The sequence below is a fragment of the Nonomuraea sp. NPDC050691 genome (assembly GCF_040654455.1).
In the GTDB taxonomy this organism is placed as follows: Bacteria; Actinomycetota; Actinomycetes; order Streptosporangiales; family Streptosporangiaceae; genus Nonomuraea.
Genome location: NZ_JBFAIA010000034.1, coordinates 1 through 17,465, shown reverse-complemented (window position 1 = coordinate 17,465; position 17,465 = coordinate 1). Strand labels below are relative to the sequence as shown.

Genomic DNA, 17,465 nt, shown 5'->3' with positions numbered 1-17,465 from the left:
GTTATCCGAGACAATTGTCGCCCGCGGGGGGCGTGCCCTCGCGACCGCCCAGCAGAAAGTAACCTCTCTGGGCGCCTGTTCGGTCCGACTGAGGAGACATCGAGCCCGTGAGTGCACCGCTGAGGCTGATGGCCGTCCACGCCCACCCTGACGACGAGTCCAGCAAGGGCGCCGCGACGATGGCCCGTTATGTCCGCGAAGGCGTGGAGGTGCTGGTCTGCACGCTCACGGGCGGTGAGCGGGGCTCGGTGCTCAACCCGAAGATGGACCGGCCCGAGATCGTGGCCAACATCGCCGAGGTGCGCAAGGCCGAGATGGACCGGGCGCGCGAGATCCTCGGCGTGCGGCAGGAGTTCCTCGGCTTCGTCGACTCCGGCCTGCCGGAGAACGAGGACGAGGCGCTGCCCGAGGGTTGCTTCGCCCTGCAGAAGCTGGAGGACGCGTCCCGGCCGCTCGTCGCCGCCGTGCGCGAGTTCCGGCCGCACGTCATCATCACCTACGACGACGACGGCGGCTACCCGCACCCCGACCACATCATGACGAACAAGGTCTCGGTGGAGGCGTTCGAGGCCGCCGGCGACCCCGACCGCTACCCGGGCACGGGCCAGCCGTGGCAGCCGCTGAAGCTCTACTACCAGATGGGCTTCACCAAGGAGCGGTTCGAGGCGCTGCACGAGGCCATGACCTCCCGCGGCATGGGCTCCCCGTACGCCGACTGGATCGCGCGCTGGGAGGACCGCCCCGCCAAGTGGCCGGTGACGACCCGCGTGCCGTGCGGCGACTACTTCGAGATCCGTGACGAGGCGCTCAAGGCGCACGCCACGCAGATCGACCCCGACAGCTGGTGGTTCGTCTGCCCGCGCGAGCTCCAGCAGGAGATCTGGCCGACCGAGGACTACCACCTGGCCCGCTCGCTGGTCGACACCGAGCTGCCCGAGGACGACCTGTTCACGGGCATCCACGCCGACGAGGTCTCGCCCGCCTGCCCCTGAGCCGGCCTGCCCCGGCTCGGCCCCTGGGCCGACCACGGCACCCCGGTGGCACACTGGAAAGGTGACAGTTCTCGCAGCCGGTGACGTGAGCCCGGGCCTGCTCGGTTTCGTCGTCGTCGCCCTCATCGGGCTGGCCTTGTATTTTCTGATCAAGTCGATGAACAAGCAGATGTCGAAGATCAAGGTCCCGCACGAGGGCGACACGGACGACAGGAAAGCCGAGTAGATGACCATCGAAGTAGTCGACGACCCGGCGCGGAGCCGGTTCCAGGTTCTCGTGGACGGCGAGGTGGCCGGGTTCGCCGACTATCGGCTGCTGCCCCAGAAGATCGTCTTCACCCACACCGAGGTACGCCCCGAGTACCAGGGCCAGGGCCTCGCCGGGCGGCTGGTCGGGCACGCCCTCGACCTGAGCCGCGACACCGGCCTGCGCGTCGTGCCGCTCTGCCCGTACGTCGGGAAGTACATCGAGCGTCACCCCGAGTACAAGGACCTCGTCGACACCGAGCGGCCCTGAGCCGGTCAGTACTCCTTCGGTGACCACGCGCGTTCCAGCGCCAGCGGGAGCCCCCACCATCCGAGGGGCGTGAGCACGTCGTCGGCGTCCACGACGCCGAGATGTCCCCACAGCGTCACCACGGCCGTGAAGAGCCGCTCGCTGGCGCGCAGCTCGTCGGGGTCGCTCATGTCGATCTCGGTCGTGATGTCCGGCGACTCGGCGATGAGCCGCGCGATCCGCTCGGGCGAGGCCAGCACGCCCGGGCCGAGCCGGGCCAGCGCGGCGACCGCCGCGAGCCAGTCGGCGAACTGGATCTCGCACAGGTTGGCGAGCACCTCGTCCTCGTGGCTCACCTCGCCGTCCAGGTCGGTGAACTCCTCGACGGTGTCGTCCTCCTCCGACAGGTCGGAGATGGGCCCCGCGATGCCCGCCGCCACCGACAGCCACAGCTCCATGTCGTCGTCGGGCATCGGCCGCTCCTCGAACCCGGCGCAGGCGCGCAGCACGTTGGCCGGGTAGCCCGGCTGGCCGAGCAGCACCCGCAGCCGCGCCGCCGCCCCCTCCAGCTCGGCGACCGGCAGCTCCGGCTGCCTCGGCAGGCCGACGACGATGCGGCGCAGCTCGCTCAGCGCCGTCGCCTCCTGCTCGTCGAAGGCGGCCATGATCTCCTCGTTCTGCTCGTCGGCGACCGCGTGGCCCGGGACCCGGCCGTCGGGCAGCGGCGTGTTCAGCCACCGGTCCTGCAGCTCCTCGTACGCGCGCCGGGCCCGCTGGTCGCCCTGGAGCAGCGCGTCGGAGTCGATCTCGCCGGCGTGCAGGCGCTCCTCCAGGTGGCGCACCAGCCGGGAGTACATCTCCTCGCTCACCGGCCCCCGCTCGTCCTCCTCGGGCCAGATGAAGAAGCCGGGCGTCAGCAGGATCGGCTCGGTGCCGGTGGACTCGACCCAGCGCTGCACCTCGCCCACCGTGGCGACGCCCGCCTCGATGAGCAGCAGCATCTGCTTGGCCGACTCCCAGAAGACCGGCGACAGCGGGTTGCCCGCCGCGTCCATCGCGCGCCGCAGGTCGGGCAGCGCCACCAGGGCCATGCCCGACGGCACGGACAGCAGCGCCCGCGCCACGTCCCTGCGGGTCAGGTCCGTGACGCGGCGCCCGGCGTGGGCGCGCACGTACTCCATGTCCACTCTCCGTAACCTACGCCTCCACGCCCCGGTACGTGCGCGAAGCCGGTATGTGAGCGGGAGCCGGGGGCAGGTACGCCCCGTAGGGTGACCCCGGGGAGGTCATGATGAACCGCTTGAAGGACTCGACGAGCCCGTACCTGCTCCAACACGCGGACAACCCGGTCGACTGGCATCCGTGGGGCGAGGAGGCGTTCGCCGAGGCGCGGCGGCGTGACGTGCCGCTGCTGGTCAGCGTCGGCTACTCGGCGTGCCACTGGTGCCATGTCATGGCGCACGAGAGCTTCGAGGACGCCGAGACGGCGCGGCTGATGAACGACAACTTCGTCAACGTGAAGGTGGACCGCGAGGAGCGTCCCGACGTGGACGCCGTCTACATGGGCGCCACCCAGGCCATGACGGGCCAGGGCGGCTGGCCCATGACCGTGTTCGCCACGCCCGACGGCCATCCGTTCTACTGCGGCACGTACTTCCCGCGGCGCGACTTCCAGCGGCTGCTGGCAGCCGTCCACGAGGCGTGGACGGACAAGCGGGAGGCGGTGCTGCGGCAGGGCTCCCAGGTGGTCTCGGCGCTCACCTCGCAGACGGCGCTGCCCAGCGGGCCGCTGCCCACGGCGGAGACGCTGGAGCGGGCCATGGACGACCTGCGGGCCTCGTTCGACGCGGCGCACGGCGGGTTCGGCGGGGCGCCCAAGTTCCCGCCGTCGATGGTGCTGGAGTTCCTGCTGCGTTCGGGCGAGCACGAGATGAGCGGGAAGACGCTCGACGCCATGTCGCGGGGCGGGATCTACGACCAGCTCGGCGGCGGGTTCGCCCGCTACAGCGTGGACGCGCTGTGGGTCGTGCCGCACTTCGAGAAGATGCTCTACGACAACGCCCTGCTCCTGCGGGTCTACACCCACTGGTGGAAGGCCGGCGGGGGCGAGCGGGCCCGGCGGATCGCGCTGGAGACCGCCGAGTGGCTGCTGCGGGAGATGCGCACGCCCGAGGGCGGCTTCGCCTCGGCGCTCGACGCCGACAGCGAGGGCGAGGAGGGCCGGTTCTACGTCTGGACGCCGGAGCAGCTGCGCGAGGTGCTCGGCGAGGACGACGGCGCCTGGGCGGCCCGGCTGTTCGCCGTCACCGGCACGTTCGAGCACGGCACGTCGGTGCTCCAGCTCCTGGAGGACCCGGACGACGCCGAGCGCTTCGCGTCGGTGCGCGCCCGGCTGCTCGCCGCCCGGGAGACGCGGGTGCGGCCGGGGCGCGACGACAAGGTCGTGGCGTCCTGGAACGGCCTGGCCGTCGCGGCGCTGGCCGAGACCGGCGCGGTGTTCGACCGGCCCGACCTGGTCGAGGCCGCCGTGGCCGCGGCCGGGCTGCTCGACCGCGTCCACCTGCGCGACGGCAGGCTGCTGCGCACCTCGCGCGACGGCCGGGCGGGGGCGAACGCGGGGGTGCTGGAGGACTACGCGAACGTCGCCGAGGGACTGATCGCGCTCTACGGCGTCACCGGCGACACCCACTGGTTCCGGCTCGCCGCGACGCTGCTCGACGCCGTGCTCGGCCGGTTCGCCGACGGGACGGGCGGGTTCTTCGACACCGCCGACGACGCCGAGCGGCTGTTCCAGCGGCCCCAGGACCCCACGGACAACGCCACGCCGTCGGGGCAGTACGCCGCCGCGGGCGCCCTGCTGTCGTTCGCGGCGCTGACCGGGTCCGGACGGCACCGGGAGGCGGCGCACTCGGCGCTCGGCACCGTGTCGGTGCTGGCCGGCGCGCACGCGCGCTTCGCCGGGTGGGGGCTCGCGGTGGCGCGGGCGGCCCTGGACGGGCCGGTGGAGGTGGCGGTCGTGGGGCCGCCGGACGACGCGCGTACGCGGGCGCTGCACCATGAGGCGCTCCTGGCGGACACACCCGGCCTCGTCGTGGCCCTGGGGGCCGATTCCGCGCCGGACGGGCCCGCTCTGCTGGAGGGGCGCGGGCTCGTGGGCGGGGCGCCCGCCGCGTACGTGTGCCGGGGCTTCACCTGCCGCATGCCCGTCACCACGCCCGAGGAGCTGCGCCGCGAGCTGGCCGGCGGGTGACCTCGGGACCGCCCGGGTGGCCTCGGGACCGCCCGGGGTGACCTCGGGAGCGGCCGGGCGGGCTCTAGCCGAAGGGTGACCGGGCGGGGCCGCCCTGGTCGTCGGGCCGGCCGGTCGGGTTCTCGGGCTCCTGGGTGAACCCGCCGCCGTCGTCGCGGAGGTCCGGCGGGCCCTGCTCGTCCGGTCGCTGCGTCTGCGGCGGGTCGGTGAAGTCGGGCTGCGTGGTCTCCGGGGGCCCGCTCGGCTGGGGGTCGGGCTCCTCCCAGCCGTCGTCGGGGACGCGCGGGTCGGGCTGCCCGTACGGGTCGTCGTACGGCGAGGTGGGGGCACGGTAGCCGTAGTCGGACGGCTCGGGGAACTCCTCGACGGGCTTGCCGCGCATGGCCTCGGTCATGAACGCCCGCCACACCTGCGCCGGGAGCTGCCCGCCGAACTGCACGCCGTACCCGGGGATGGTGACCGTCTTGTTGTCGGAGCGGAACATGTCGACGGCGACGGCGAGCTGCGGCGTGAACCCGTTGAACCAGACCGACTTGGAGTCGTCCGTGGTGCCCGTCTTGCCGGCGACCGGGCGGTCGTAGAGCCGGGCCGCGGTGCCGGTGCCGTACTTGACGACCTGCTGGAGGGCGTACGTGGTGTCGGCGGCGGCCTGCTCGCCGATCACCTGCCGGGACGAGGGCTTGATCACGTTCTTGACGCCCTTGGCGTCGGTGACGGACTTGACCACGTGCGCCTCCACGTGGACGCCCTTGTTGGCGAAGGTGGAGAAGCCGGAGGCGTTCTGCGCGGCGCTCACCGAGGCGACGCCCAGCGGGAAGGTGGCCGCGGCCTGGTGCGGCTGGAGCTGCGCCGCCGGGATGCCCGCCGCCTCGGCGGTGGCGGCCACCTTGTCGAGGCCGACCTTCTGGCCGAGGTCCACGAACGCCGTGTTGACGGAGTTCTGGGCGGCCCGCACGAGGTCGATCGTGCCGTACGAGCGGCCGCCGTCGTTGGGGATGGGATGCGTGGGGTCGGAGGCCACGCGCATCGGCGAGTTGCCGTTGACCTGGGTGGACAGGTCGTACCCGTTGTTGAGCGCGGCGGCCAGCGTGTACGCCTTGAACGTGGAACCGGCCGGCACCTTGGCCGAGAAGGCGTTGTCGTACCCGGTGAGCTTGGGGTTGCCGCCGTAGAAGGCGACGACCTCCCCCGTGGCGGGGTCGACGGCCGCGAGGCCGGTGCGGACCGCCTTCGGGGCGGCGGCGGGCACGGTGTTCTTGACGGCCCGCTCGGCCGCCTGCATGAGCTTCCTGTCGAACGTGGTCACGACCCGCAGGCCGCCGCTGCTGATGGTCTCGTCGCTGTAGCCGCGCCGGTTGAGCTCGGCGGTGACCTGGTCGAGCATGTACTGCGCCTGGCCCCTGAGCACGAACGGCTTCTTCGGCGCCTTCAGCGTGGGGAACGTCTGGGCCGCCGCCTCCTGGGCGCCGAGCGTGCCGGTCTGGCGCATCGCCTCGATGACCGCCCCCCAGCGGGCCCGGGCGGCCTCCAGGTCGGCGCCCTTGGGGTCGGCGAAGCGGCTGGGCTGCTGGATCACCGAGGCGAGGTAGGCCCCCTCGGCCACGGTGAGCTTGCCGACGTCCTTGCCGAAGTACGCCTGGGCGGCGGCCTGGATGCCGTTGGCGCCGCGGCCGAAGTAGATGGTGTTGAGGTACTGCTCCAGCACCCAGTCCTTGGACTTCGACTGGTCCACCTTGATCGAAATCATGATCTCTTTGATCTTGCGGGTGATGGAGCGTTCCTGGCTGAGCCCGCTGTAGTAGTTGCGCACGAGCTGCTGGGTGATGGTGGAGCCGCCCTGGAGCTGCTGGCCGGTGAGCGTGGACCACACGGCGCGGCCGGTGCCCTTGACCGAGACGCCGGCGTCCTCGTAGAAGGAGCGGTTCTCGGCCGCGATGACCGCGTCGCGCACGTGTTGCGGCACCTTGGCCAGCTCGACGACGCGGCGGTCCACGCCCTGCCGGGCGATGACGCTCTTGCCGTCGCGGTAGTAGATGACCGACCCCTGGGCCGTGGCCTGCTTCTGGGTGCTGTCGGGGATCGGCGTCATGGCGTACGCGATGCCGAACGCGACGATCGCGAGCAGGAGCCCGGCGCCGCCGGCGATCAGCAGCCGCCTCAGGATCCGATGTTTCCGCTTGGCCATCCCACCACCGCTCCGCACCTCGCAAACCCCCGTATGCTGGGCGAACGTCAAGGTTAGACGACCGAAGACGGTGCCTCGTCCCTACCGCGATCGTATGTACTGGTTCCCGGCATGGCGCGGAACATCCTCCACCAGCGGGAGCACCCGGTACGGAACGGGCGTGTCCAGGGCGATGACGGAGGACGTGCGGCGCACGCCCCGCACGTCCACGATCTGGTCGATGACCCGCTGCAGATCGGCGTTGGTGCGGGCCACGACCCGGCAGAGCAGGTCGCTGCCGCCGGTGATCGTGTGGACCTCCAGCACCTCGGGGATGCGCGCGAGGCCGTGCGACACGGGATCGTGCCCGGCCTCCTGCCTGATCTCCAGCGTGACGAACGCCGTGACCGTGTAGCCGAGGGCCACGGGCGACACGTCGGGCCCGAACCCGGTGATCACTCCCCTGGCCAGCAGCCGGTCGAGCCGGGCCTGGACGGTGCCCCGGGCCACGCCGAGGCGGCGCGAGCACTCCAGCACGCCGAGGCGCGGCTCGGCTGCGAGCAGCGCGATGAGGCGGGCGTCGAGATCGTCGATCGTCATGGTGTACAGACACTCCGGCGGTTTCGCTGACTCACTGGACAAGTTGTCCACCGATCCAAGCAACTCTTGCACAACCGGCCCAGATAAGTCGAGATTTAGTGGCATGACTGATGTCTTTCCGGTTAACGGCATGGACGCCGTGGTGTTCGCCGTGGGCAACGCCAAGCAGGCCGCTCACTACTACTCGACCGCCTTCGGCATGAGACTGGTGGCCTACCGCGGGCCGGAGACCGGCAGCCGCGACGAGGTGGCCTACGTCCTGACCTCCGGCTCGGCCCGGTTCGAGCTGCGCTCGTCGGTGCGGCCCGGCACCGACATGGCCCGGCACGTCGCCGAGCACGGCGACGGGGTGATCGACCTCGCCCTCGACGTGCCCGACGTGGAGGCCGCCTACGCCCACGCCGTACGGCACGGCGCCAAGGGGCTCGCCGAGCCATACACGGTGGAGGACGAGCGCGGCAAGGTGACGCTGGCCGCCATCGCCACCTACGGCGAGACGCGCCACACGCTCGTGGACAGGTCCAACTACGGCGGCGTCTACCTGCCGGGCTACCAGCCCGCCGAGCCGCTCGTGGCCGCGCCCGCGGTCAAGAACGGCCGGCTGTTCCAGGCCGTCGACCACTGCGTGGGCAACGTCGAGCTCGGCAAGATGGACGAGTGGGTGGAGTTCTACCGCCGCGTCATGGGCTTCACCAACATGGCCGAGTTCGTCGGCGACGACATCGCCACCGAGTACTCCGCGCTCATGTCCAAGGTCGTGGCCGACGGCACCCGCAAGGTCAAGTTCCCGCTGAACGAGCCGGCCATCAGCCGCAAGAAGTCGCAGATCGACGAGTACCTCGACTTCTACGGCGGCCCCGGCGTCCAGCACATCGCGCTGGCCACCAACGACATCCTCACCACGGTCGACCACATGCGCGCGGCCGGCGTGCAGTTCCTCGACACGCCCGACTCGTACTACGACGACCCGGAACTTCGGGAACGGATCGGTCAGGTGCGGGCGCCCATCGAGGAGCTCAAGAAGCGCCGCATCCTGGTGGACCGCGACGAGGACGGCTACCTCCTGCAGATCTTCACCAAGCCGGTGCAGGACCGGCCGACCGTGTTCTTCGAGCTCATCGAACGGCACGGCTCCCTGGGCTTCGGCAAGGGCAACTTCAAGGCGCTGTTCGAAGCCATCGAGCGCGAGCAGGAGCGCAGAGGTAACCTCTGAGAGGTCCGAGCGTGACCGCGCCGACGCCGCGGAGCTCCCTGCGCGCTCGTGACACCGCGTAAGCTACGTGTCACGCTACGAAGGGGGAGCGCGACTCCGATGAGGTTCACCCGCCAGGCGACCGCCGCGCTGGTCGCGCTCCTGACCCTGCCCGCCTGCGCGCCGAGCGACGGCGCCGCCGCCACCCCGGCGGCCTCCGGCAAGGGCACGCCCGCCCCCGTCGCCGACGCCGGCGCGGGGGCGCCCGGCATCGGCGACAGCGACTTCCCGCTCGACGGCAACGGCGGCTACGACGTCGGCCACTACGGCGTCACGATCGGCTACACGCCCGCCACCAAGCGCCTCGACGGGGTCACCACGATCGACGCCACGGCCACCCAGGCGCTGTCGCGCTTCGACCTCGACCTGCACGGGCTGGAGGTGAGCGAGGTCACCGTCGACGGCGCCAAGGCCGGTTTCTCCCGCCAGCGCGACGAGCTCGTCATCACCCCTGCCACCGCGCTGGCCGACGGCGCCCGCTTCACGGTCAAGGTGACCTACGCCGGCGAGCCCAAGCCGATCAAGGACCCGTCCAACCTCGGCACCTACGGCTTCATCCCCACGACCGACGGCGCGTTCGTGGCCTCCGAGCCCTCCGGCTCCAAGACCTGGTTCCCCAACAACGACCACCCGGCCGACAAGGCCACCTTCGACTTCCGGATCACCGTGCCGCGGGGCCTGACCGCCCTGGCCAACGGCGAGCTGACCGGCAAGAGGGCCGCCCCGGGCGGGCGCACCACGTTCACCTGGCGCGAGACCCACCCGATGGTCACCTACCTCGCCACGGCGACGCTGGGCAAGTTCGAGCTGCGCCAGGGCAGGACCCCCGGCGGCATCCCCAACCTCGCCGCCGTCGACCCCGCCTACCACGAGGCGCTCGGCAAGCTCTACAGCGTCTCCGGCGAGGTCACCGACTACTGGAGCAAGGTCTTCGGCCCCTACCCGTTCTCCTCGACCGGGGGCGTCGTCGACAACTTCTCCGCGGGCTACGCCCTGGAGAACCAGACCAAGCCCATGTACGGCGGCTTCGACCCCGACACGAGCATCATCGCCCACGAGCTGGCCCACCAGTGGTTCGGCGACAGCGTCAGCATCAAGCGCTGGAAGGACCTCTGGCTCAACGAGGGCTTCGCCACCTACGCCGAGTGGCTGTGGTCGGAGCACACCGGCGGGGCCACGGCCGAGGAGATGTTCCGCCGGAAGTACGCCGCGAAGAACGACCCGATCTGGAAGTACCCGCCGGGCCGGGCCAGGCCCGGCGACCTGTTCAACCAGTCGGTCTACCAGCGCGGCGCCATGACGCTGCAGGTGCTGCGCCGCGCCGTCGGCGACAAGACGTTCTTCACGCTGCTGCGCACGTGGGTGGCCGACCACAAGTACGGCAACGTCACCACCGACGAGTTCATCGCGCTGGCCGAGCGGCTGTCGGGCAAGCAGCTCGACTCGCTGTTCGACACCTGGCTCTACCAGCCCAGCCGTCCCGAGGTGTGACGGCGCGCGAGGTCAGTTGCCGGGCGGCGGCTGACCCTCGCCGTCGACGTCGTCCCAGCTCGGGTTCTTCACCACGACGCACGGCTTGACCGGGCCCTCGATCACCAGGCCGGCGTACTGCCAGAGCGCCCGTGGCTTTTCCGGCCCGGAGGTCTGGTCCTCGTTCTCGGTGTACATCAGCACCAGGGTCCGGCCCTTGCCGATGTACCTGGGGTCGATGTCCACTCCCGCCCTGCGATGGCGCACGGCCCGGCCGGAGATCGACTTGTCCCATTCCTCGGGGTTCTTGACCTCGTCCCCCGCGACCTTGCCCCTGCCGTCCTTGCACCACGTGCCGGGCTTGAGGAACGTCACATCGGCCGTGACGCCCATGCGCGCCAGGTCCGCCTCCAGCTTGTCGGCGTCCCTGAACTCCTTGATCTGGACCCGGATCGTGCCGTCGGTGTTCTTCGTCACCGCGTACGCCGGGGACTCGGTGCCGGTCAGCAGCGGCACGGCCACGGCGGCCGCGGCTGCCACCCCGGCCACCGCCGCCCCCGCGAACAGACGGCGGACGGTCACCCGTCGGCGGTGCTCCGCCCCGCGGGCGGCGACTTCGGTCTTCAGTTCCATCAGCAGGCGCTCCTCGAAACTCATCCTGTGGTTCCTTCCATGACGAGGGGAACGTCGCGCAGCGCGCGGCGCGCGCGGTGCAGCCGGACCCGGGCGGTCCCGTGCCGGATGCCGAGGGCCTGCGCGGCCTCCGTGACGGTGAGCTGGTCGATGGCGACCAGCTCCAGCACGGCGCGCTCCCCTTCCGGCAGCCCGGCCATGGCCTCGAAGGCCCGCCTGGCCCTGCTCTCCGCGTCGATCTGCTCCTCCAGACGGGCGACGTCGTCGGAGTCCAGCAGCCGCCGGTAGAAGGCCTCGAAGGCCACGGGATCCGTGGCGATCCCCGCCTGTTTGCGACGCACCGGCCAAGCTCCCTTCGTCGATCTACACCCGTGCTTGGAAGGAGCCCACCGAAGCGTTACAAGCCTGACAGGAGTGACCTATGACACGAATCGCCCGCCCGTCGGCCGCCGCCACGTGCGGATCACGTGCCAGTCACGCGCCGCCGCGTGCGGACCGTGCCGGGGCTGGGCGCGGGAGCCTCTACCCTGGCCGTCATGCGCAAGATCGTGGCCCTCCTGGGCGTCGCCGCCGTGGCGACCGGGTGCGGCGTGCCCCCGCCCTCTCCGGCCCCGGGCGTGCTGGGGCGGCAGCAGCAGGTCATGGCCGCGTGCATGCAGGGACGGGGCTTCGCGTACACGCCTGCCGTACCGGGGACTCCCGCGCCGCCGGCCGCCGACGAGTCGCGGCGCCGCTCGGGCGACTACGCGGCCATGCGCGAGTACCGGGCGCGGTACGGATACGGGATCTTCGCCCCGCTCGTCCACCCGAGCGATCCGCTCGCGCACGTCCCCGAGACGCCTCCGCCGCCGGCGGCCCTCCCGGACGCCGACCCGCTGCTCGCGACGGCTGCCCCCGAACGGCCCGAGGTCCCCGGCGCCACCCCCACACGCAGCCGCGCCCCGGAGCCGCCCGCGATCGGCACCCCCACCGTGGAGGCCCGCGTCCCCGACGCCCCCGTGGAGGACCCGGACACCGCGGAGGACCCGGACACCGCGGAGGACCCGGACACCGCGGAGGACCCGGACACCGCGGAGGACCCGGACACGCCCCCGGCCATCGGAACGCCCGTCGCCGTGGAGCCCGGCACTCCCCCGGTGAGCGAGCAGGGGATGGACGGCGGCTCCGCCGCGTACGCCGCGGCCGGCGGCGAGTGCTACGTCACCACCATCAAGCAGACCCTCGGCCGGGACGTCACCGACGCGGCCCACCTGCGCAGGAAGTACGTCCGGGCGCTCGAACTGGCCTGGAAGAACGAGCTGGACACCGATCCCGGGCTGGTCGCCCTGGCGGGCTCCTACGCCACCTGCCTGACCGGCGAGGGGTACGAGGTCGCCACCACCGCGCCCACCGAGCTGGCCACCTTGGAGCGCGACCGCTTCGCCGCGCTCAGGGAGAAGCTGGAGAAGGCCGCCGCCCGCCGCCACAAGGACAGCCAGGGCGAGCGCAGGGACGGCCATGGCGACCTCCGGGGCCGCCGCGACGACCTCAAGGACCGCCGTGACGCCGCCAGGGTGGGCCGTGGCGGGCGCGCGGAGGATCAGCCGTCCTCCATGGACGTGTCGGCCGAGTCGCCCACGGCGCTGCCCGCGCGCCTCGCGAAGCCGTACCTGCGCCGGGAGATCGCCTCCGCCCTCGACGACCTGGAGTGCGGCAAGCGGTTCTTCGCCGTCTACCGGCCCAGGCAGGAGGCGGTGGCCGAGCGGCTGGCCGCGACCTGGGGGCTCGGCCGGTAACGGTCGCCCGCGAGGACGAGCGCCGCCGCGCCGACCAGCCCGGTATCGCCACCGCGCCCCCCGCCCGCGCGTCCGCGGCGAGCACCTGCGCGGTCACGCCCCGATCCTCCCGATACGCGGCCCGGCGCGGCTCCGTGCCCCGGACGTCCCGAGGACGTCCCGGAAGGGACCCCTTGAGGTGTACGGGGCATGGATGCTCAGCCCGTCGGCTGGGCGGGGTCGGCCTGGCCGGTGCCGAACACCTCGTTGAGGAGCCTGTGCTGGGCCTTCTGGAAGGCTGCCGCGATGGACAGGTCGGCGTCGTCCACGCAGTTCAGCGCGGCGGTCAGGGTCTTGCTGCCGTCGGGGGTGCTGTACATCAGCGCCGCGTGGCCCACGGCGGCGCCGTTGTGGGAGATGAGGGTGTCGCCGTCGTCGGTGGTCACCACGAACACGCCCAGGCCGTAGTCCATGTTGGGGATGCCCGTCGGGTGCGGGGTGCACATCTCGGCCAGCAGCGGGGCCGGCAGGAGCTTGCCGCCCAGCAGCGCGGAGATGAACGTGTGCAGGTCCTGGGTGGTGGAGATCATGTCGCCGCCGGTGGAGATCCAGGAGGGGTTCTGGCGGGTGATGTCGATCGTCTTGTGCTCGCCGGCGTCGGTGTAGCGGTAGTAGGCGTGGGCGTGCGGCGCGGGGATCTCCGGCGAGGTGTCGGGCACCACGGTGCCCGACAGTCCGAGCGGCCCCAGGATCAGCCGCTGCATCTGCTCGGCGTAGGAGCGGCCGGTGACCTTCTCGATCAGCAGCCGGGCCAGCACGTAGTTGGTGTTGGAGTAGCTCCAGCCCGTTCCCGGCTCGAACCGGGCCGGCTTGGACAGCGCCAGCTGCACCAGCTCCTGCGGCCGGTAGATCATGAACCGGTTGTCCATCCACTGCCGGCCGGTGGTGCCGTAGGGGATGGGGATCCCGGGCACGATGGTGCCGTCGGCGTGGACCTCGCCGGTGAAGTTGAACAGCCCGCTGGTGTGCTGCAGCAGCATCCGCACCGTGATCCGCTCGTCCAGCCCGAACTCGGGCAGATAGCCGGCCACCGGGGCGTCGAGCCCGACCTTGCCCTCGGCCACCAGTTGCAGCACCAGGGTCGCGGTGAAGGTCTTGGTGTTGCTGCCGATCCGCACGTGTCCGTTGATCGGCGGCTTGGCGCTTCCGCCCAGCTCGGCCGCGCCGGCGCTGCCGGCCCACTGGCCGCGCTCGTCGTGCACGCGCAGCGACAGCCCGACGAAGCCGGATTCGACGATCTCCTCGAGCGCCTTCTGCAGGTGCGGGCGGTCCTGGCCCGTCGCGGCCGCGCTGTCCGCGGTGGCTGCTCCGGCGGCGTCGAGGGCTTCGGTGATCTTGCGGGCCATCTCGGCCGTGGCGGGGCTCGGCCGGTCCTGGTGCAGCTGGGCGGTTTCGACCGCGATGACAACGGTGCCGCGGAAGTTGTCGGCTTCGGCCGGGTCCTGCTCCTTCAGCAGGTTCATGGCCGCGGTCAGGGCCGGCAGCACGCGGTCGGCGATCTCGGCCACGGACGCGCCGGCCAGGTCCTTGCCCTTGGGGTGGTCGGCGAGCACGTGCCCGATCAGACCGGTGGCCGAGCCGAGCGCGATGCTGCCGTTGGCGGCGATCTTGTTCGGCTTGCCGGCGGCACCGGCGGCGGCCATCAGCGACACGGCGCCGTACGCGGCGATCCGCAGGGTGTGCTTGTCCTGGTCGGAAAGGGTGAGCGTCATGGCGGTCCGTCCTTCGGGTCTGGTGTTTCCGGCGCGGCGTCCGCCGCTGCGCCGAGCTTTCACCCTGACCCAAGGTCAACCTCAACCGTGATCTGGCTCACAGCGACTTCGGGGGTTCCGAGACAGACGTCGTGACCGACCAGCCCGGCGGCCGGTCACGTGCCGCCGACGTCGATCCCGAGGATCACGCGCCGTCCGCCGCCCCCGACGAGAAGACGAGCACCGACGCCGTGAAGCCGTGCACGTGGTTGTGGCCGCCGACGGGTCCCACCTCACCCGCCGCGAAGAAGCCGGCCATGCCGATCGGGCCCAGCGTCTCGCGCAGCGCCACCGGGTCGTGGTCGGCGCTGCCGAACATGGCCGAGCCCCGCCCGTTGCAGGAGAACAGCAGCGCTCCGTCCGCCTGCCCGAACTCGGCCTTGTGCGCGTCGAGCAGGTCGTACAGGTCCTCGTCGGCGGTGGCGGCGTCGCGCACCTGGAAGCGGACGGTACGCCCGATCTCCACGATGTCGCCGATGGCCACGGCCTCGCGCTCCGGGTCGATGCCGATCACGCCCCGGATGAGGAAGTCGCCGCGTTCGTGGCGCTCGGCGTACTCGTCGATCGCGATCCCGATCTGCAAGCCGGCGGCGACCAGCTCGCGGTCGTCCTCGTCCAGCTCGCTGACGATGTCCTCCAGGCGGGCCAGCGCGGGCTGCCCGGCGAGCTCCAGCAGGAGGTTGTCCTCGGCGCGGGTGACGACCATGGACGGCCCGATGGGGCGGCAGCCCTGGCTGACCACGGTGCGGATCCGCACCGGACCGCTGAGCACGACGCCGATCGCACCCTCGGTGTAGACCTCGCCGTCGGCGAACAGCCGGACGGAGCCGCGCCCGCCGACGCCGTTGGCCAGGCCGCCGATCAGCGGGAGGTCGCCGAGCACGTCCGCCGAGCGCTCGACGAACGCGTCGGTCGGGAACGAGTAGGGGTCGGCCAGCAGGATCGCCACGTGGTCGTCGGGGTTGCGGTCCGGCAGGCCGACCACCACGAACCGGTCCTCGGCGTTCAGGGTCTCCAGCGCGAACGTCGTCAGCCGCGCCTCGCCGAGCGTGGCCGCCCAGGCGCTCACGGAGGGCGTCAGCTCGACCCCCTGCCCGCCGCCGATCACTCCCGTGGCGCTGCAGCCGATCACGTGCGCGTCGGGCGCGAGCGCCATCGCCCGCAGCCCGGCTCTCGCGACGTCGTCGGGGTCGTCGCCGCAGATGAAGAAACAGACCAGATCGGCCTGCTCGCCGAGTCGTGACAGCGCCTGCCCGACGGCGCGCTCGGCGATCTCCTCAAGGTCCGCACCCACGGCGAGGCCGTCCGCGAAGCGGCTCGTCATCAGGGCCACGCTTCCCGCCTCCCTCGGCAGCTCCAAGTTCCCTAGGCTCCGATTCTCCCCACTAAAGGAACAAGCACGCACACAACGCGTCACTCAATCCTCAAGATCCGTAATCTGCGCCGGACGCGAAACCTCTGCCGCATTCGTCCTGGGGGACGTAGTCTCGATCCCGTGCATCAGCCTCTAAATCTCCGCGAGTTGCGAGAAAGCGGTCACGTTCATCGCACCGTGAAAGCAGAGGTCCGCGAGAACCTGCTGGCCAGGCTGAGGGCGGGCGAGCCCCGCTTTCCAGGCATCGTGGGCTTCGACGACACCGTCCTGCCCCACCTCGAGCGGGCTCTGCTCGCCGGGCACGACCTGGTCCTCCTCGGTGAGCGCGGCCAGGGCAAGACCCGGCTGATCCGCACGGTGACCGGGCTGCTCGACGAGTGGACCCCGGTGGTCGAGGGCTGCGAGATCAACGACCACCCGTACGCGCCGGTCTGCACACGCTGCCGGGCCCTCGCCGAGGAGCTGGGCGACGAGCTGCCCGTCGCGTGGAAGCACCGGGACGAGCGCTACGGCGAGAAGCTCGCCACGCCCGACACGTCCGTGGGCGACCTGATCGGCGACGTCGACCCCATCAAGATCGCCGAGGGCCGGCGGCTGGGCGATCCGGAGACCGTCCACTACGGCCTGGTCCCGCGCACCAACCGGGGCGTCTTCTCCGTCAACGAGCTGCCCGACCTGGCCGAGCGCATCCAGGTCGCCCTGCTCAACGTGCTGGAGGAGCGCGACATCCAGGTACGCGGCTACAACCTGCGGCTCCCGCTCGACGTCCTGCTCATCGCCAGCGCCAACCCCGAGGACTACACCAACCGCGGCCGGATCATCACGCCGCTGAAGGACCGGTTCGGCGCGGAGGTCCGCACCCACTACCCGATGACGGTCGAGGACGAGCTGGCGCTGATCCGGCAGGAGTCGATGCCCGACATCGGCGCCGACGTTCCGGAGCACCTGGTCGAGACCATCGCCCGGTTCACCCGCCTGGTCCGCGAGTCCACGTCCGTCGACGCCCGCTCGGGCGTCTCGGCGCGCTTCTCCATCGCCGCCGCCGAGACCGCGGCCGCCTCCGCCGTGCGCAGGGCCGCGATCACCGGCGAGGAACGGCCCGTCACCCGGGTGTGCGACCTGCCCTGCGTCGTCCACAGCCTGCGGGGCAAGGTCGAGTTCGAGGTCAGCGAGGAGGGCCGGGAGACCGAGATCCTCGCCCACCTGCTGCGCCGGGCCACGGCCGAGACGTTCCGGAGCCGGCTGGGCGGGATGGACCTGTCGGCGCTGACCGACAAGTTCGCCGAGGGCAACCAGGTGGAGTCGGGCGAGCTGGTGCCGGCCGGCGAGCTGCTGCACCGCATCGGCCCGGTCGAGGGCCTCGCCAAGATCATGTCGCGGCTGGGCATGGGCGAGGGCGAGGAGTCCCCGGGGCACGCCGCGGCGGCGCTGGAGTTCGCCCTGGAGGGCCTGTACCTCATGCGCCGGCTGTCCAAGGACGACCTCGACGGGATGACCGTCTACCGCACGTGAACATCGGGGGCCTCTCCCGCGTCAGAGTGAAGGATCCAGCACTCTGACCGGGGGGACCGTCCCATGCGCCTGCTCGCCCACGCCACAGCTCTCGCCCTGTGCGCTCTCCTCTGCGCGCCCGCGGCACCGGCCGCCGCCACCGCCGCACGGGCCGGG

15 protein-coding genes are annotated in these 17,465 nt (G+C 71.7%); 8 read left to right on the top strand and 7 right to left on the bottom strand.

Features of this window, described 5'->3' with window-relative positions; all coding sequences use genetic code 11:
* Positions 1-107: 107 nt before the first annotated feature.
* The 3 genes from mca (at position 108) to AB0H81_RS16075 (ending at position 1,509) form a co-directional block, all read left to right on the top strand.
* The gene (gene mca, locus AB0H81_RS16085) at positions 108-992 is read left to right on the top strand and encodes a mycothiol conjugate amidase Mca (protein ID WP_358374817.1); all 885 of its coding nucleotides are present in this window, start codon (positions 108-110) and stop codon (positions 990-992) included.
* Between the two features lie 61 nt (positions 993-1,053).
* Positions 1,054-1,218, top strand: a complete 165-nt coding sequence (locus tag AB0H81_RS16080; RefSeq protein ID WP_175603033.1) for a hypothetical protein — start codon at positions 1,054-1,056, stop codon at positions 1,216-1,218.
* Positions 1,219-1,509 (top strand): GNAT family N-acetyltransferase, encoded by a 291-nt coding sequence (locus AB0H81_RS16075; RefSeq protein ID WP_358374814.1) that lies wholly within the window; start codon positions 1,219-1,221, stop codon positions 1,507-1,509.
* 5 nt (positions 1,510-1,514) lie between these two features.
* Here the strand turns inward: AB0H81_RS16075 and AB0H81_RS16070 are convergent, their stop codons facing one another.
* Positions 1,515-2,669 carry a hypothetical protein gene (locus AB0H81_RS16070; RefSeq protein ID WP_358374811.1) on the bottom strand — a complete coding sequence of 385 codons (1,155 nt, stop codon included), beginning with the start codon at positions 2,667-2,669 and terminating at the stop codon, positions 1,515-1,517.
* A gap of 107 nt (positions 2,670-2,776) precedes the next feature.
* Here AB0H81_RS16070 and AB0H81_RS16065 point away from each other — a divergent pair, with 107 nt between their 5' ends.
* Complete coding sequence (locus tag AB0H81_RS16065) at positions 2,777-4,738, top strand: thioredoxin domain-containing protein (protein ID WP_358374808.1); 1,962 nt, start codon at positions 2,777-2,779, stop codon at positions 4,736-4,738.
* Between the two features lie 64 nt (positions 4,739-4,802).
* Here the strand turns inward: AB0H81_RS16065 and AB0H81_RS16060 are convergent, their stop codons facing one another.
* Positions 4,803-6,923, bottom strand: coding sequence for a transglycosylase domain-containing protein (locus AB0H81_RS16060; protein ID WP_358374805.1), 2,121 nt, complete (start codon positions 6,921-6,923; stop codon positions 4,803-4,805).
* An 81-nt stretch (positions 6,924-7,004) separates the two neighbouring features.
* Positions 7,005-7,502, bottom strand: coding sequence for an Lrp/AsnC family transcriptional regulator (locus tag AB0H81_RS16055; RefSeq protein ID WP_358374802.1), 498 nt, complete (start codon positions 7,500-7,502; stop codon positions 7,005-7,007).
* A 103-nt stretch (positions 7,503-7,605) separates the two neighbouring features.
* Between AB0H81_RS16055 and hppD the strand changes: the two genes are divergently transcribed.
* Both hppD and AB0H81_RS16045 read left to right on the top strand, forming a co-directional pair.
* Positions 7,606-8,715, top strand: a complete 1,110-nt coding sequence (gene hppD, locus AB0H81_RS16050; RefSeq protein WP_358374799.1) for a 4-hydroxyphenylpyruvate dioxygenase — start codon at positions 7,606-7,608, stop codon at positions 8,713-8,715.
* 99 nt (positions 8,716-8,814) lie between these two features.
* Positions 8,815-10,245, top strand: coding sequence for a M1 family metallopeptidase (locus tag AB0H81_RS16045; protein ID WP_358374796.1), 1,431 nt, complete (start codon positions 8,815-8,817; stop codon positions 10,243-10,245).
* 12 nt (positions 10,246-10,257) lie between these two features.
* Here AB0H81_RS16045 and AB0H81_RS16040 read toward each other — a convergent pair whose 3' ends face one another.
* Positions 10,258-10,881: a hypothetical protein gene (locus tag AB0H81_RS16040; RefSeq protein ID WP_358374793.1), complete on the bottom strand. Its 624-nt coding sequence runs from the start codon at positions 10,879-10,881 to the stop codon at positions 10,258-10,260.
* The gene (locus tag AB0H81_RS16035; protein ID WP_358374791.1) at positions 10,878-11,198 is read right to left on the bottom strand and encodes a sigma-70 family RNA polymerase sigma factor; all 321 of its coding nucleotides are present in this window, start codon (positions 11,196-11,198) and stop codon (positions 10,878-10,880) included. Before AB0H81_RS16035 ends, AB0H81_RS16040 begins: the two co-directional genes overlap by 4 nt.
* Before the next feature lie 195 nt (positions 11,199-11,393).
* Here AB0H81_RS16035 and AB0H81_RS16030 point away from each other — a divergent pair, with 195 nt between their 5' ends.
* Complete coding sequence (locus AB0H81_RS16030; RefSeq protein ID WP_358374786.1) at positions 11,394-12,632, top strand: hypothetical protein; 1,239 nt, start codon at positions 11,394-11,396, stop codon at positions 12,630-12,632.
* Between the two features lie 197 nt (positions 12,633-12,829).
* Here AB0H81_RS16030 and AB0H81_RS16025 read toward each other — a convergent pair whose 3' ends face one another.
* On the bottom strand, positions 12,830-14,383 hold the full coding sequence (locus tag AB0H81_RS16025) for a serine hydrolase domain-containing protein (RefSeq protein ID WP_358374783.1): 1,554 nt from the start codon (positions 14,381-14,383) through the stop codon (positions 12,830-12,832).
* A 184-nt stretch (positions 14,384-14,567) separates the two neighbouring features.
* Positions 14,568-15,746 carry an FIST N-terminal domain-containing protein gene (locus tag AB0H81_RS16020; protein ID WP_358374904.1) on the bottom strand — a complete coding sequence of 393 codons (1,179 nt, stop codon included), beginning with the start codon at positions 15,744-15,746 and terminating at the stop codon, positions 14,568-14,570.
* A gap of 171 nt (positions 15,747-15,917) precedes the next feature.
* Between AB0H81_RS16020 and AB0H81_RS16015 the strand changes: the two genes are divergently transcribed.
* Positions 15,918-17,309, top strand: a complete 1,392-nt coding sequence (locus AB0H81_RS16015; RefSeq protein ID WP_358374780.1) for a sigma 54-interacting transcriptional regulator — start codon at positions 15,918-15,920, stop codon at positions 17,307-17,309.
* Positions 17,310-17,465: the final 156 nt, after the last annotated feature.